The 15,151-nt window shown below is 54.9% G+C and carries 16 protein-coding genes; 7 read left to right on the top strand and 9 right to left on the bottom strand.

Annotated features, from left to right (window positions below; translation table 11 throughout):
• Positions 1-188: 188 nt before the first annotated feature.
• From ylxM to B5D52_RS04435, 7 genes are all read left to right on the top strand, one after another.
• The gene (ylxM, locus tag B5D52_RS04465; protein ID WP_016146393.1) at positions 189-554 is read left to right on the top strand and encodes a YlxM family DNA-binding protein; all 366 of its coding nucleotides are present in this window, start codon (positions 189-191) and stop codon (positions 552-554) included.
• Positions 555-578: 24 nt separating this feature from the next.
• On the top strand, positions 579-1,937 hold the full coding sequence (ffh, locus tag B5D52_RS04460) for a signal recognition particle protein (protein WP_016146392.1): 1,359 nt from the start codon (positions 579-581) through the stop codon (positions 1,935-1,937).
• A gap of 64 nt (positions 1,938-2,001) precedes the next feature.
• Positions 2,002-2,241, top strand: a complete 240-nt coding sequence (rpsP, locus tag B5D52_RS04455; RefSeq protein ID WP_016146391.1) for a 30S ribosomal protein S16 — start codon at positions 2,002-2,004, stop codon at positions 2,239-2,241.
• Between the two features lie 23 nt (positions 2,242-2,264).
• Entirely contained in the window at positions 2,265-2,495 is a 231-nt protein-coding gene (locus B5D52_RS04450) for a KH domain-containing protein (protein WP_016146390.1), read from the top strand.
• Positions 2,496-2,575: 80 nt separating this feature from the next.
• Positions 2,576-3,082 carry a ribosome maturation factor RimM gene (gene rimM, locus B5D52_RS04445; RefSeq protein ID WP_016146389.1) on the top strand — a complete coding sequence of 169 codons (507 nt, stop codon included), beginning with the start codon at positions 2,576-2,578 and terminating at the stop codon, positions 3,080-3,082.
• On the top strand, positions 3,079-3,819 hold the full coding sequence (gene trmD / locus B5D52_RS04440) for a tRNA (guanosine(37)-N1)-methyltransferase TrmD (RefSeq protein ID WP_016146388.1): 741 nt from the start codon (positions 3,079-3,081) through the stop codon (positions 3,817-3,819). Before rimM ends, trmD begins: the two co-directional genes overlap by 4 nt.
• Positions 3,820-3,920: 101 nt before the next feature.
• Positions 3,921-4,862: a 1-phosphofructokinase family hexose kinase gene (locus tag B5D52_RS04435; protein WP_016146387.1), complete on the top strand. Its 942-nt coding sequence runs from the start codon at positions 3,921-3,923 to the stop codon at positions 4,860-4,862.
• A 167-nt stretch (positions 4,863-5,029) separates the two neighbouring features.
• Here B5D52_RS04435 and rlmH read toward each other — a convergent pair whose 3' ends face one another.
• The 9 genes from rlmH to B5D52_RS04390 form a co-directional block, all read right to left on the bottom strand.
• Positions 5,030-5,512 carry a 23S rRNA (pseudouridine(1915)-N(3))-methyltransferase RlmH gene (gene rlmH, locus B5D52_RS04430; RefSeq protein WP_016146386.1) on the bottom strand — a complete coding sequence of 161 codons (483 nt, stop codon included), beginning with the start codon at positions 5,510-5,512 and terminating at the stop codon, positions 5,030-5,032.
• Entirely contained in the window at positions 5,494-6,309 is an 816-nt protein-coding gene (locus B5D52_RS04425) for an MBL fold metallo-hydrolase (protein ID WP_016146385.1), read from the bottom strand. Before B5D52_RS04425 ends, rlmH begins: the two co-directional genes overlap by 19 nt.
• A gap of 212 nt (positions 6,310-6,521) precedes the next feature.
• Entirely contained in the window at positions 6,522-7,823 is a 1,302-nt protein-coding gene (locus B5D52_RS04420) for a UDP-N-acetylglucosamine 1-carboxyvinyltransferase (RefSeq protein WP_016146384.1), read from the bottom strand.
• A 175-nt stretch (positions 7,824-7,998) separates the two neighbouring features.
• Entirely contained in the window at positions 7,999-8,769 is a 771-nt protein-coding gene (locus B5D52_RS04415; protein ID WP_207651145.1) for a hypothetical protein, read from the bottom strand.
• A gap of 67 nt (positions 8,770-8,836) precedes the next feature.
• A complete protein-coding gene (locus B5D52_RS04410; RefSeq protein ID WP_016146382.1) occupies positions 8,837-10,156 on the bottom strand; it encodes a hypothetical protein in 1,320 nt (439 codons plus the stop codon).
• A 6-nt stretch (positions 10,157-10,162) separates the two neighbouring features.
• Positions 10,163-11,947 (bottom strand): ATP-binding protein, encoded by a 1,785-nt coding sequence (locus B5D52_RS04405; RefSeq protein WP_016146381.1) that lies wholly within the window; start codon positions 11,945-11,947, stop codon positions 10,163-10,165.
• Between the two features lie 12 nt (positions 11,948-11,959).
• Positions 11,960-12,646: a response regulator gene (locus B5D52_RS04400; protein ID WP_016146380.1), complete on the bottom strand. Its 687-nt coding sequence runs from the start codon at positions 12,644-12,646 to the stop codon at positions 11,960-11,962.
• A gap of 5 nt (positions 12,647-12,651) precedes the next feature.
• On the bottom strand, positions 12,652-13,206 hold the full coding sequence (locus B5D52_RS04395) for an NUDIX hydrolase (RefSeq protein WP_016146379.1): 555 nt from the start codon (positions 13,204-13,206) through the stop codon (positions 12,652-12,654).
• A 16-nt stretch (positions 13,207-13,222) separates the two neighbouring features.
• Positions 13,223-15,109, bottom strand: coding sequence for an alpha-amylase family glycosyl hydrolase (locus B5D52_RS04390; protein WP_016146378.1), 1,887 nt, complete (start codon positions 15,107-15,109; stop codon positions 13,223-13,225).
• Positions 15,110-15,151: the final 42 nt, after the last annotated feature.

Below are 15,151 nucleotides of genomic sequence, written 5' to 3'. Positions count from 1 at the left end.
TTGGCGCGCTGCGCTTCCCCTACCATTTCAGTATATCGCCTGCCGCCCCCAAAGTCCAGAAGCCTCGCGATTTTCACAAAAAATTCAAAAAACTTTCTCCCGCCCTCTTGACAGATTCCAGCCCGTCGTGTAATATATTTATCGTCGCAGTTGTAAAGCACTTATCCTTTACAGAAAAGGAGGTTCCCATGAAACACGATCACCTGGAACTTTGCCTCCTGTTCGACTTCTACGGCGAGATGCTGACCGACAAACAGCGCGAGCTGTTCGACCTCTACTACAATGAGGATCTGTCGCTCTCTGAGATCGCCGAGCACGCCGGTATCACCCGGCAGGGCGTTCGCGATGCTGTCGTCCGCGCCGAGCACACGCTCACCGCGCTCGAAGACAAACTGCATCTGGTTTCCCGCTATGGCAAGATCGATCAGCACGTCGAGGCGCTCGGTCAGGAAATCAAGATGCTCTCGCACATCAATGCCAACTATATGCAAAATGCGGAGATCGGTAAGATCTTAACGCACATGCAGGAACATATCCGCGCCATTACCGGCTGACGCTGACGGAAGGAGGGTTTTCCCATGGCCTTTGAGGGCTTAACTGAAAAAATTTCATCTGCCTTTAAAAAGCTGCGTGGACAGACCCGTCTGACCGAGGCCGATGTCAAGGACGCAATGCGCGAAATTCGTCTGGCTCTTCTGGAAGCCGACGTAAACTTCAAGGTCACCAAGGATTTCATCAAGGCGGTTACCGAACAGGCAACCGATGCTGAGATTCTGGAAAGCCTGTCCCCTGCACAGCAGGTCATCAAGATCGTAAACGATGAGCTCATCAAGCTGCTCGGCGGCAAGGGTGCCCGCATTACCATCGCGCCCAATCCCCCGACGATCGTTATGATGGCCGGTCTTCAGGGTTCCGGTAAGACCACCAACGCGGCAAAGCTCGCTGGTCTGTTCAAAAAGCAGCAGCAGCGCCGTCCCCTGCTCGTTGCCTGCGACGTTTACCGTCCGGCGGCAATCGATCAGCTCAAGGTCGTCGGCCGTCAGCTCGACATCCCGGTCTTTGAGATGGGTCAGGGCGATCCGGTTGAGATTGCAAAGCAGGGTATTGCTCACGCACGCAAGAACGGCTACGACATGGTGTTTCTAGACACCGCGGGCCGACTGCATATCGACGAAGCCCTGATGGACGAACTCAAGAACATCAAGGCCGAAGTCAAGCCGCACGAAATCCTTCTGGTTGTCGACGCGATGACCGGTCAGGATGCGGTCAATGTCGCAAAGGTATTCGATGAAGCACTGGACATCAGCGGTGTGCTGATGAGTAAGATGGACGGCGACGCCCGCGGCGGTGCTGCCCTGTCGGTTAAGGCCGTTACCGGCAAGCCGATCATGTACATCGGTACCGGTGAGAAGCTCGACAACATCGAGCCCTTCCACCCCGACCGTATGGCTTCCCGTATCCTGGGTATGGGTGATGTGCTGACTCTCATTGAGAAAGCACAGCAGAACTTCGACGAGAAGCAGGCCATTCAGACCGCAAAGAAAATGTCCGCCGGCAAATTCACGCTGACCGATTTCTACGATCAGCTTCAGCAGATCAAGAACATGGGTCCGCTGGAAGACATGTTGGGCATGATTCCCGGTGTCGACGCCAAGGCACTCGCCGGTGCACAGGTTGATAACAAGGCAATGGGTCACACCGAAGCCATCATCCTGTCCATGACCCCCAAGGAGCGCGAAAATCCCTCGATCATCAACTACAGCCGTAAAAAGCGTATCGCAAACGGCTGCGGCCTCAAGATTGAGGAGGTCAACAAGCTGCTCAAGCAGTTCGATGCCATGCAGAAGATGACCAAGCAGCTCGCAAGCATGCAGAAGCGTGCAAAAAAGAGAAAGGGCGGCTTCCCCGGTTTCGGCGGTTTCAAGTTCCCCTTCTAAATTCCCCTTTGTTGTAAATGAACTTTACAAATAGAACCGAACTATTTCAAGGAGGTGAAAATCCATGGTAAAGATTAGACTTCGCAGAATGGGCGCTAAGAAGAACCCGTTCTACCGTGTCGTTGTCGCTGATTCCCGCTACCCGCGTGATGGCCGCTTCATCGAGGAGCTCGGTACCTACAATCCGATGACCTCTGAGGACGCTGTCAAGATCGATGCTGAGCGTGCACAGGCTTGGATCAAGAACGGTGCTCAGCCGACCGATACCGTCCGCGGTCTTCTGAAGAAGGCAGGCGTGCTCTAAGGATGAGTGAGGTTATCATAGATATGAAAGAACTTTTAACCTACATCGTGGCGAATCTGGTATCTGACCCCGAAGCAATCTCCATCGAGGAGTCTGTCCAGGGCGATGAGGTCACCTACTCCCTGCGCGTTGCGCCGGAAGATATGGGTCGCGTCATCGGCCGTCATGGCCGAATCGCCAAGGAAATCCGCACGCTCATGAAAGCGGCTGGTAATCGCGAGAACAAAAAGGTCACGGTCGATATCTGTGACTGAGAACCATCGCCGGGGAATTCTCTCCGGCAAATCAGACCTGTCTTTTTGACAGGTCTTTTGTATCCCCGGAGGTTTTTTGTATGCAGAAACAATTTCTCGAGGCCGGTAAGATCGTGAACACCCACGGCGTGACCGGTGACATCAAGGTACAGTCTTGGTGCGACTCCCCCGAAGTACTGACCGACTTTGACACGCTCTATCTGTCCCCGTCCGAGCCCGTTCAGGTCAAGAAAGCCTATGTCCACAAGGGCTGCGTCATCATGCACCTTGACGGTGTTGACACCTGCGAGGCGGCTGAGGCGCTCAGAAACCGTATCCTCTACCTCAACCGCGAGGACATCGATCTGCCCGAAGATCTGGTCTTCATTCAGGACATGATCGGTCTGACCGTCTACGACGAGCGCACCGAAAGCGTGATCGGTACGCTCAAGGAAGTGCTGACCACCAATCCCGCGCACGACATGTATGTCATCCGCCGCGAGGGTGCATCCGATGCCCTCATCCCGGCCTGCGACCCCTTCCTGGTCTCGGTCGATCTGGAAGCTGGCCGTCTGACCGTCCGCACCATCGAGGGCCTGATCGAATGAGAATTGACATCATGACCTTATTTCCCTCGCTCATCGAAGGGGTTATGCAGGAGAGCATCATTGGCCGTGCGCAGGCCAAGGGTCTGATCGAAATTCGTGCGACCAACATTCGCGACTATGCGCTGGACAAGCACCACAAGGCAGATGATGCACCGTATGGCGGCGGCCGCGGCATGGTCATGCTGCCCGAGCCGCTTTACCTCTGCCACGAGGCACTGACCGGTGGTGAGCATGTGCACACGGTTATGATGAGCGCACAGGGTGCACCGTTCAATCAGGCCAAAGCACGTGAGCTGCTCGCACGCGAACGCTTCATTATCGTCTGCGGTCACTACGAGGGCATTGACCAGCGCTTCATTGACACCTGTGTAGACGAAGAAATTTCCATCGGTGACTTTGTCCTGACCGGCGGCGAAATCCCTGCAATGGCGGTCGCAGACGCGGTCTGCCGCATGGTTCCCGGTGTCCTGCCCGATGAGACTGCGTTTCAGGAGGAGAGCCACTGGAACGGTCTTTTGGAGTATCCGCAGTACACCCACCCCGCCCAGTGGCGCGGTCTTGAGGTTCCTCCCGTCCTGCTCTCCGGCCATCACGCTAACATTGCCCGCTGGCGACACAAAATGTCGCTCAAGCGCACGCGCCGCGATCGTCCCGATCTCTTCGCGCAGTGGGCTCCGCAGGACAAACAGGATAAAAAAATCTTAGCCGAAATTCTGGCAGAAGAGCAGGAAGACTAATCCCCCTCCCTTCGGACGCGCTCACAAAATCCTGTTTACATTCGCTTTTGCATTCGGTATAATATTCTTATCTAAGATTGTGTCCGCAGGAGGAAACCCTCATGATCATTACTATCACGCTCAATCCCGCAATGGACCGTACCCTGCGCATCGAACATCCATTGCAGCCCAATAAGCTCAACCGTGCAGCCAGCACCTCGGTCGAACCCGGCGGTAAGGGCATCAACGTCTCCCGTGCTGTCAAGGCACTCGGCGGCGAAAGCGTCGCCCTCGGCTTCAGCGCCGGTTCCAACGGCCGCGCCATGAAGGACGCGCTGACTTCGGTCGATATCCACCACGATTTCGTCGATGTTCCCGGCAATACCCGTGTGAACGTACAGATCATCGATCTCGACGGCAATCACACCGAGATCAACGAACCTGGTTTCAAGATCTCCGATGGCGATTTCCTGCGCTTCCTCGAGCGCGTTGAGCACTACCTGGACAACAACAATATTTTTGTAATCTCCGGCTCGGTTCCGCCCGGATTCCCGCTTGTAAACTTTATTGAACTGATCAAGACCATCAAGAAAGCCGGATGCCGTCTGATTGTAGACGAAGCCGGTGATCTGATGCGTGAAGCACTCAAGTTTGAACCCGATTTTGTCAAGCCCAATATCTTTGAGCTGGCTGAACTGGTCGGTGATGAGCCCACTGCAGACCCCGACCAGGTGGTACACAGCGCTCGCAAGCTGCTCGACATGGGCGCACAGGCTGTCTGTGTTTCCATGGGTGCAGAAGGCGCTCTGTTTGCCTCCAAGAACGAGCCTGAGGTTCTGTATGTCAACTGTAACCCCAAGATCTACGATGAGGGTGCTGTCGGTACCGGCGACGCGATGGTCGGCGCAATTGCAAACTCGCTCGACAAGAAGCTCAGCTTTGTAGATATGGCAAAGTTTACGGTTGCAACCGGCCGTGCTTGTGCGCGTTTGGCTGGTACCGAAATGGCTACGCTCAAAAAGGTTTACGAAGTTTACGAGACTCTGCTGGTTTATACCGTCTAACGTTGGGTGGGGAAGGTACACGTCGGAAAGTTCGAATTATCACGGATATGCAAAGAGGAGAAGATCATTTCGATCTTCTCCTCTTTTTATTGCATCAGAATCTCTCTGCGCATTCATGCTTTACGTGAATGAATCCGCAGCTGCCGTCCCAATCATTCAAATCGGGATTATTTATGGTATTTTCCACCCTCCTGAATGTTCAGGGCACGGTAAATCTGCTCGAGCACCATAACACGTGCCAGATGATGTGGGAACGTCATGGGCGACATGGACAGGCGAATTTTAGCCTCACGCTTGAGCCCCTCATCCAGACCGCACGAGCCACCGATCAGCACCGCCAGCTTGCTGGTACCCGACACGGTCAGATTGCCGATGGTCTGCGCCAGCTGCTCGCTGGACATAGTTTTTCCCTCGACGCACATAGCGATAACTGCCGCACCCTGGGGGATCTTTTCGCGGATGAGCTTGGCTTCTTTCTCCAGTGCATTCTGAATCTGCCCGGCACTCGGTGTATCGGGCAGTTTCTGTTCGGGCAGTTCGATGACCTCGGGTTTACAATAGCCTGACAGGCGCTTGATATACTCGTCACACGCCTGCTTCCAAAACTTTTCCCCCAATTTCCCGACACAAATCACGCGGACGGACAGCATACGCACGCCTCCTCTCGCGTCAAAAGCAGCGGCTGCTCCATTTCATCCTTAGGTGCAACCAATATCGTACAGGACAGACCGGCAGCACGCAGCGCAGCCTCGGTTTCCAGACGCGCATGACCCGGCGTGTTATTTTTATCGCTCAGGTGCGCCAAAATCAACTGGCTCGTTCCGTTCTGTACCAGTTCAACCGCCAGCTTGGCACAATCCGGGTTAGACAGATGACCACGCGGCCCTGCGACGCGCTGCTGGAGGGCATACGGATAGGGACCGGTGCGCAGCATTTCAGGGTCATGATTGGATTCCAGTACGACCGTACTGCATCCCAACAGCGCTTCGCGTACCGGTGTGGGGACAAAACCCAGGTCGGTCGCGTAGCCGACGCGCATGCCGTCCGCCTCAAAGCGGTATCCCGTGCTCTCTGCCGCGTCATGCGGGGTCGGAAAGGCGTAAACCTTTACATTTCCGACTGTAAAGTTTGCACCGCTATAAAAGGGTCTTAAATGGTCATTTGCCTGCGGAAATTTACGCGAAAGTGCCTCAGCCGTTCCAATTGCGGTGTAAAGGGGAACGCTGTGACGCTTGACGAACGTTGCCATACCTTTGATATGGTCGATGTGCTCATGGGTCAGCAATACAGCATCCAGATCATCAATCGTCAGGCCCAGTCCTCCCAGCAATGCGGTCAGGCGACGCACGGACACACCGAGGTCAATCAATATGTAAGTGCCGTCGAGCGCAAGCAATCCGCAGTTTCCCGAAGAACCGCTGGCCAAGCTATAATAAAAATTGTCCATGTGTGCCTCCTGAAAGCGTAATGGTTAGCACTCAATCACGCATAAAATGAAAAGGAGTGAAAAAAAATCCCACTCCCCTGTCCCATGCGCTGTCGCGCTATGATAGAAATTCGACAGGCGCTGCCGCAGGCAAAGATTTTTCTCTGTGCGGCACACGCCTAAACCGATTCCATAGCTTCGTGCCAAAATGTCGGCACAAGGCAACATTCTCTTTAGTTGGCAGTTGCCATGGAGTTGCTGACGGTGTCCGGAATCTCCGAACGGTACATATCTGCACCCAGACCGACCAGCTTCTCAACCAGATTCTCGTAACCGCGCTCGATCAGGGTAACCTGCTCAACCTCGGTCACGCCCTTGGCTGCCAGACCTGCAATGACCATTGCGGCGCCTGCACGCAGGTCAAATGCGCGTACCGGTGCTGCCTTGAGCTCGGTCACACCCTCTACAACCGCGATCTTGCCGTCAACATGGATGTTTGCACCCATGCGTACCAGTTCCTCGGTGTAGCGGTAGCGATTGTCCCAAACGCCCTCGGTGACAATGCTCGTACCCTCTGCCAGACACAGTGCAGTCGTCATCTGCGGCTGCATATCGGTCGGGAAGCCCGGATACGGCAGAGTCTTGATATTAGCCTTGTGCAGCTTGCCCGTACGGCGTACCAGCACAGAATCGTCAAATTCGGTGATCTCTACGCCCATCTCGTTGAGCTTTGCGGTGATGCACTCCAGATGCTTCGGAATGACATTCTTAATCAGCACCTGACCGCCGGTTGCAGCGACAGCTGCCATAAACGTGCCAGCTTCAATCTGATCGGGAATGATCGAATGAGTGCCGCCGTGCAGCTTCTTGACGCCGCGAATCTTAATGACGTCGGTACCTGCGCCCTTGACATCCGCGCCCATGGCGTTGAGGAAGTTTGCAAGGTCTACAATGTGCGGCTCCTTGGCTGCGTTCTCGATGACAGTCATACCCTCTGCCAGAACGGCTGCGAGCATGATATTGATGGTTGCGCCAACCGAAACCACGTCAAAATAAATATGCGCACCATGCAGGCCGTTCGGCGCCTCAGCATGGATATAGCCGCCCTCGCGGATGGATACCGTTGCGCCCATGGCCTCAAAACCCTTAATATGCTGGTCAATGGGGCGAATGCCGCCAAAGTTGCAGCCACCCGGCATAGCAACCTCAGCCTTGTGGTACTTGCCGAGCAGGACACCGATGAGGTAGTAAGATGCGCGAATCTTGCGCATGAGATCGTACGGAATCTTTGCGTCAGGCATGCAGTCACCGCTGACCTCTACCGTGGAGGCATTGAGCAGGCGAATGGATACGCCCAGTTCGCGCAGAATCTCAAGCTGCAGGGTTACGTCGATAATCTTGGGTACATTTTCAATACGGCACGGGCCGTCAACCAGCAGAGCCGCAGGCACGATCGCGACCGCTGCGTTCTTTGCGCCGCTGATGGTCACTTCGCCGTTCAAGGGCTTGCCGCCGTTAATTACATATTTCGTCAAGTCAACCGTCTCCTTAACGTCTATTCCAGTCTTGATCGGAAAAGGAATCTGCCCCTTTTCCCCCAGTATATGAAAGCGGTGTAAAACCGTTCCTATGTGCAAATTCATGCATTATTCATTTTACCATAACTAGCGGCCGATTGCAAAAGATTTTCCCCGCTTTACCTGCATATTTTTACAGAACAGATACAGATTTTTTGAGCGAATCGACGAAAAAAGAACCTGTGTTCGTGTTGATCCGCCATCCCGGCGTCAGCTGCACACGTCCTCCACCGCTCTCACTGAGCAGAAAACCTTGCTCCATCCCGGTAATTTGCTCAATTTCCGTACCAGAAATCAAAATAAACAGGGCATCTGCCGCTGCGAAGGTCACATAGTTGCCGCTTTTTGTAATATACGGCATGCCAAAAGTCCAGACTCCTGACAGTACAATCTGTTCTTTTTCAAACGTCAAGGTGATTACACGGTTAAATACCGGCACGCCTGCCGTCGGAAACGAAGCTGTAACCGTCTGCCCATTTGCTGCAAGCGTCAGGCTGCCGGTCGTGAGTCCTGCCTGCGTCAGAAGACGCTCTGCCTGCTCCTTCGCCTGCCCCTCATCCGCAGGCTGGGTGTACGCTTCAGGCATGATCGTACCCGAAACTGCTCCGCCGTCCCGCCACTCCAGCGTGCCGCGGTCGGAGGTGTAACGCACCGTACTCCCGCTCGCCTGCTCGCTACTGATCGCATCCTCGCCCAAAAGGCCATAGGCAAACTTGTCTTCTTCGACGCGGCTGCGATCAGCCTGCAAAACGGGCAGCGCTTGTGTGTCCGGCAGGTCAAATCCCGGGTCAATCCCGATGCCCCGCGCGGTCAGAATCTCTACGATATTATGTGCATTTTCTGCCTCACGATAAGAGCGCGAGACATATTTTTCTGCAATATTAAAAAACAGGAATCCATCCACCAAGAGTAAAATCACAATCAGGATGGTTTTGGTGCGACTCCACTGCATAAGTCGTTTTCCCTTTCACTCAATCTGTGAGATAATAGCGGCGCGGTACCAGATCGGTTCCCGATACAAAGTATCCCGCAGCCAATCGATACGGCCCGCCGGTCGCCGCTGCTGCCGCCTGTCTGGTCGGCAGAATGGTATGGCTGATGCCCGACTGGATAAACGTGCGCAAATGCACTTCAGCCGAAACCAGGACGTTATCCTGATATTCAACCACCGCCAAAATGCCCTCTTCCCCTTCCACCGGCACACTGCCGATGAAATAGCGGAACATCAAACGTGCGCTCTTGCCGTCCTCACTCTCGGTACAGCCGTCAAACGCAAACGAGGCATCGGTCGAAAACGATTGCAGGATGCTCTCGAGCAGTCGGCGTGCGTAGTCCACCTGATAGGTCAGCGGGCCATTCTCGCCGATCTCATTTTTGAGGTAGGCTTCCAGTCCGCCTTCCGCGGTATTGGCACGGAACACGATCTCGCCTTCCTGTCCTACGCGCAGCGTGCTCTGGTTGTTGACAAAGACACGCATACCGGTCGTCTGGTCGGGATAGTTACGCACATAGGTGTCATAGCCAAACGCTTCCAGCATAACCGTCAGACTATTTCCCGCGTGCTCGATGTCAATGTCAACCGGCGTACTGGTCACAGTCGGCAGGGTCAGCGTGTCCGAAAGCAGCAGAGTCTCCGGCCTAACCGCCGTCTGTTCGGGCATGGTCTGTGCCGCAAAGGTGCAGGCCTGTCCGCTCACTTCTGCTGCAAGTTCCGGGTCGGGTGCTGCGTGCAGGTCACACCGGTACAGATTGCCCAGATCGGTGCGCACCCACAGAACGCCATCCGCGCCAAAAAACAGAGACTGTGCATTCGGGTCACTGGAAGCATGATAGCTTCCGCCCATCCAGCTCGCGATGAGCGAGAGCGGCAGCGCGCAATGATACCGCACAAACACGCCCGGCTTGCCCAGTGCTTCGATCAGCTCGTTTTCCTCTGCCAGCTCAAAATCGGTCGCCGCGCTCAGTGCTGCGCCGATCGGCTGCTCGAGTACCGACAGAAATCCACTGACCGCATTTTCGTTATACTGGGCACCCTTCATGCCGGTTTCGGTCTGTACGGCAATTTCCACCGGACGAGCCGCCGGAAATTCTCCCGAGCGCAAGGTAAAACCACCTGCCTCGCCATAGCTGAGACTAATGTACAGACGTCCCAGCCAGGAATCTGCCGGCAGGTCGCCCAGGTTGAGGTCTCCCAGCCAGCTCAGCGCCGTCAGTACGACCAGCAAAAGCGTCAGCACAAACAATGCTGTGTTTTTGAGCCGATTCTTCAGTTTCGGATTGAGATGTTTCATAGATACTTAGACCATACCGTCCTGATCGGCGGGCAGATTGGTCGGCAGAACAACCGTCACGGTCGTGCCTTCATCCAGCTGCGATTCCAGATAGATCGTGCCGCGGTGTGCCTCGACCATCTCCTTGGCGATGGCAAGTCCCAGTCCGCTGCCGCCCTTGGCTCGCGAACGAGCCTTATCGACTCGATAAAAACGCTCGAACAGGCGCGGAATATCATCCTTGGGAATGCCCATACCGTCGTCCTTGACCCGAATCATCACATGACCCTCGTCCCGTCGTGCGGCAGACAGCACAATATGTCCGCCGGACGGCGTATACTTGACCGCGTTGGACAGGATATTGATGACAACCTGTTCCAGTCGCTCGCGGTCGCCGTTCATGTCAGGCATTTTGCCCTGTATGTTGAGTGTGAGCTCCAGACCGTTGTTGCCAGCCTCGAGCACCATGGCATTGTAAACGCTCTCGACCATGTGCTGCATGGAGAAGCGATGGAAATGCAAGTCCATCTTGCCGCAATCGAGCTTGGACAGCGTGAGCAAGTCCTTAACAATGCGCGTCATGCGGTCGGTCTCGCCTGCGATGACCGACAGGAACTTGACCTCGGTATCGGTCGGCAGTTCGCCTGCCGCGTCGATCAGGGTTTCGGTGTAACTCTTAACGTTTGTCAGCGGCGTGCGCAGTTCATGCGAGACGTTTGCGATGAACTCTCGGCGTGCCTCATCCAGTTTACGCTGTTCGGTGATATCGTGAATCACCGCAATGATGCCGCGCTCATTCTCACCGTAAGGCGCGAACAGTACCGACAATGTACGTCCCATGCGCTCGAGCTCCATCTGCACAAAGCCCTGTTCCCCTGCTGCGATCGGTGTCGGGGCGTCGATGCCCTCAAAGACATCATTAAAATGCGCATCCTCCTGGAAGGTTGCACCCAGCAGGTTCTCCGCGGTCGGGTTCATGTGAATGAGTTTGCCCTCAGCGTTAAATGCGGTAACACCGTCGGTCATATGCAGAAAGATCGTGCCCAGCTTATCGCGCTCGCCCTGAATTTCTTCTAGGGTGTCATGCAGGCGGTCAGCCATGTGGTTAAAGGTTGCGGTCAGTTCACCGATCTCGTCGTTGGACTGGATATCCAGTCGATGACTGAAATCACCTGCCGCAACCATCTGCGCACGAGTACGGATATTTTCGATTGGTGTGGTAATAGTCTTGGATAGCAAAAAGCTCAGCAAGACCGCGACCAGCAGACCGAACGTCATTGCCTTGACGACGATACCAAAGAAATTCCACGACAGGTCTCGCGTCTCGCGCTTATCGTCAAAGAAATATACGATGTACTTGGGTTCTCCGTCGTCGTCCTTACCCAGCGGGATGGCGTAATCCATATAGCTGTCGATGGTCGTATTGGCAGCGCCCACCTCACCCCCGACTGCGGTCAGAATATTGGGTGTGCGCGTCAGTTCACTGGCCAATGCGCCGTTATCTCCGGTCAGGAAGGTGCCATTGCCATCCAAAACCGCATAGGTACGGTAAGAGTCGATACCCAGACGACCGACAAACGCCGACAGGATCTCCATAATGCGCTCGGGCGCATCGTTCTCCTGTGCCGCCTGCTCAAGTGAGCGGTAGGTCTCGTAATTGTTCTCGGTCATTACGTTTTCGATCTGGGTCTCAAAATCGTTTAAGTAATAGCTGCCGACGCTGTTGACCAAAAAGGTTCCCATGATCGCCATAACCGACACGATCAACAGAATCAGTATGATCACCAGCTTCATGTGCAGACTGCGGAACATAAGCAGTTCTCCTTAGTTTTTCGCGAAATAATAACCCAATCCGCGCTTGGTAATGATGTATTTAGGCTGTGCCGGTTCGTCCTCGATCTTTTCACGCAGGCGGCGGATAGCGACATCCACCGCACGCAGATCGCCGTAATACTCAAATCCCCAGACCTTTTCCATCAATTCTTCACGCGATATCACCCGACCGGGCTCGGCAGCGAGATATGACAGAATGTCAAACTCACGCACCGACAGATCGATGGGTTTGCCGTCCTTATAAACCGCAGTGTCCTCCTCGGAGATGGACAGCCCTACGCCGGCATCGGTCTTTTCCTGCGGTACCTCAGCAGCCGAAAATCTGCGCATATTGGCCTTGATGCGTGCAATCAGCTCGCGATTAGAAAAGGGCTTGGTAACATAATCGTCCGCGCCAAGTTCCAGACCCAGAATCTTGTCCGACTCCTCTTCTCGTGCGGTCAGCATGATAATCGGTACCTGCGACTTCTCGCGCACTCGGCGGCAAATCTCGAAGCCGTCCATGCCTGGCAGCATGACGTCGAGTAAAATCAAGTCGGGTGCGTTCTCCAGCGCCAGCTTGAGACCGGTCGGGCCGTCATAGGCCATCAGGGTATCAAATCCGCTGCGCTTTAAGTTAAAATCAATAATGGTTGCGATGTCCTGTTCGTCCTCTACGACGAGGATGGTCTTTGCCATAGGGATCACCTCCGTCCGTCCAGCAGCCCCTTAAGTCTTGCGCGATACATGGCGGCGACCGTCTTTGCGTCGCGCACCTCATTGTTGACAATCATCTGCTCGAGTTCTTCCACCGGAATGCGTACCAGCTCCAAAAATTCGTCTTCATCCGGCTGTACCTCACCCTGGTGCAGGCCGCGTGCCGCGTACAGATGGGTCACCTCGGTCAAAAATCCGGGCGAGGGATAGATGCAGCCCAGGTAGGTCAGTTCATCTGCCGTGCAGCCGGTCTCTTCTTTGAGTTCCCGCTCGCCGCAGTCCCGATGATCTTCATTCGGGCCGTGATCCAGCTTACCTGCCGGAATCTCCAGCATCATTTCGGCAAACGGATAGCGGAACTGGCGTACCAGAATAACATTACCCTCGTCGTCGATCGGCAAAATGCCGACGCCGCCCACGTGCTCACAAACCTCTCGGGTGGTGCGCTTGCCATTGGGCAATTCTGCTTCATCCAAACGAGCCTTCATAATACGACCCTCAAAATAATAGCGCTCAGACAGTTTTTTCTCGGTGAAATCCATAGTTTCCTCCTTGATGTCACTCGGTTACGCGCAAAATGCGAGCCGAGCAGGCCGGAATACGCAGTACCAGATCGTCCGTATCGGTATCTACGCGGGTCTGATCGTCCAGCAAGTCCTCTGCCGCATGGCAGGGCAGGCGCACAACCGCTTCGTCGTCACGATTGATTACAATATACAGATGCTCCTGTGCATCCCAGCGCTCGTAAATCAGCAGGCCACCCTCGGCTTTTCGGAACGCGATCTCGCCGCCGGTCAGCGCCGAAGACTGGGTGCGCACGGCGCACAATTTGCGGTAAAAGCCTAGCAGAGAGCCGTCCTCATTGCCCCACGGGTAAGTGCGGCGGTTGAACGGATCTTCAAAGCCCTGAAGGCCAGCCTCGTCACCATAGTAAATGGTCGGCGAACCCGGCATGGTGAACTGGATGACAGCAGCCAGATACATCTTGCGGCGTGCCGCAATCAAATCTTCTCCGATCAAGCGCGCACGTGCGCGATGGTCGCGCGAACCGCTCCAATCCTCAGGCTTTGCACCCATAACGGTCAGGGCACGCGGAGTATCATGGGTGCCGATAATGTTCATCAGGTTATAGAATACCGCACGCGGATAATTTTCGCGCAGGCACTCCATTTTCTCTGCGAAATCCTCGGCAGGCGATCCGCCCAAAAAGCTCATAACACCGTCACGCAGCGGATAGTTCATAACGCTGTCCAGCTCGCCGCCCTGGAAATAACGGCGGCGCACCGAGTAGCTGATCTTATTGGATGCGTCCTCCCAGACCTCACCGACGACCAGTGCGTCCGGCTTCTCGCGGCGCGCTGCGGCGTTGAGCTTGGCGATGAATTCATCAGGCAGCTCGTCGGCAACGTCCAGTCTCCAACCGGATGCGCCCAGGCGCAGCCAGCGGCGAATGACGCTGTCCTCGTCCTCAATGATATAGTCCAGATACTTGGGGTTGAGTTCGTTGACCTGCGGCAGGGTATAAATGCCCCACCACGAGCTGTACTGATCGGGCCAGTGCGAGAAATCGTACCACTCATAGTACGGAGACTCCTGCGACTGGAATGCGCCCACGCTGTCATAATGGCCGCGCGCATTGAAATATACGCTGTCATAGCCGTTATGACTGAACACGCCATCGAGAATGACACGCATACCGCGCTTCTTAGCCTCAGCGCACAGCTCCTTGAAGTCCTCCTCGGTGCCCATCATGGGATCGATGTTCTTATAATTTCCGGTGTCATACCGGTGATTGGAATAAGCTTCAAAAATCGGGTTGAAATAAATGGTCTGCACATGCAGCGATGCCAGATAGTCCAGTTTGGACAGCACACCCTTGAGGCTGCCGCCAAAAAAGTCATTGTTCAAGATCTCGCCGTGTGCATCGGGCTGATAGACCGGCAGATCGTTCCAGTTATCATGCACCTCGCGATGTGCGCGGTAGCCCTCCTTGGGCGGCACCTCGGTGCGGCAGAAACGATCGGGGAAAATATTATAGGTGATACCGCGTCCAAACCAATCGGCAACCGCATACGAACCGTCAAAGACGGTCAACTGGTACAGGTCCTGCACGGTATCGCTCTCATATCCGACACCGGCCGCGCCGCGGCAGATATATTTTCTCACCCCGTGACGGTCTTCGACTGCAAAATAATACCAATACAGTCCGGGCGTTTCCGGGGTGAATGTTGTACAATAACGGTCGCAGTCGCCGCGCAGGCCACCCCAATGCATCGGGTATGCCGTCGGCTCCTTGCCGTCCTCGCTGATATATAAAGTCACGCCGCGCAGAAAAACTTCGCGGGTGGGATAAACCGAAAAGCTCACCGCCTGACCAGCCGGTACAGCGCCATAAGGCTGCTTGCAGGCTGCGTCGCGGGAAGTATAAATACTCTGTTCAAACATGTTGACACTCCTTTGGGAAAGTGCTTTTGCCAAGACCGCCAC

Origin of the sequence: Butyricicoccus pullicaecorum DSM 23266 (assembly GCF_900167005.1) — a bacterium.
Classification (GTDB): Bacteria; Bacillota; Clostridia; order Oscillospirales; family Butyricicoccaceae; genus Butyricicoccus; species Butyricicoccus pullicaecorum.
The sequence above is the reverse complement of the archived record's forward strand: the minus strand, read 5'-3'. Positions and strand labels throughout refer to the sequence as shown.

Coding starts and splice junctions, on each gene's coding strand:
- ylxM (WP_016146393.1), top strand. CDS start 189: ATGAAACACGATCACCTGGAACTTTGCCTCCTGTTCGACTTCTACGGC.
- ffh (WP_016146392.1), top strand. CDS start 579: ATGGCCTTTGAGGGCTTAACTGAAAAAATTTCATCTGCCTTTAAAAAG.
- rpsP (WP_016146391.1), top strand. CDS start 2,002: ATGGTAAAGATTAGACTTCGCAGAATGGGCGCTAAGAAGAACCCGTTC.
- B5D52_RS04450 (WP_016146390.1), top strand. CDS start 2,265: ATGAAAGAACTTTTAACCTACATCGTGGCGAATCTGGTATCTGACCCC.
- rimM (WP_016146389.1), top strand. CDS start 2,576: ATGCAGAAACAATTTCTCGAGGCCGGTAAGATCGTGAACACCCACGGC.
- trmD (WP_016146388.1), top strand. CDS start 3,079: ATGAGAATTGACATCATGACCTTATTTCCCTCGCTCATCGAAGGGGTT.
- B5D52_RS04435 (WP_016146387.1), top strand. CDS start 3,921: ATGATCATTACTATCACGCTCAATCCCGCAATGGACCGTACCCTGCGC.
- rlmH (WP_016146386.1), bottom strand. CDS start 5,512: ATGCTGTCCGTCCGCGTGATTTGTGTCGGGAAATTGGGGGAAAAGTTT.
- B5D52_RS04425 (WP_016146385.1), bottom strand. CDS start 6,309: ATGGACAATTTTTATTATAGCTTGGCCAGCGGTTCTTCGGGAAACTGC.
- B5D52_RS04410 (WP_016146382.1), bottom strand. CDS start 10,156: ATGAAACATCTCAATCCGAAACTGAAGAATCGGCTCAAAAACACAGCA.
- B5D52_RS04405 (WP_016146381.1), bottom strand. CDS start 11,947: ATGTTCCGCAGTCTGCACATGAAGCTGGTGATCATACTGATTCTGTTG.
- B5D52_RS04400 (WP_016146380.1), bottom strand. CDS start 12,646: ATGGCAAAGACCATCCTCGTCGTAGAGGACGAACAGGACATCGCAACC.
- B5D52_RS04395 (WP_016146379.1), bottom strand. CDS start 13,206: ATGGATTTCACCGAGAAAAAACTGTCTGAGCGCTATTATTTTGAGGGT.
- B5D52_RS04390 (WP_016146378.1), bottom strand. CDS start 15,109: ATGTTTGAACAGAGTATTTATACTTCCCGCGACGCAGCCTGCAAGCAG.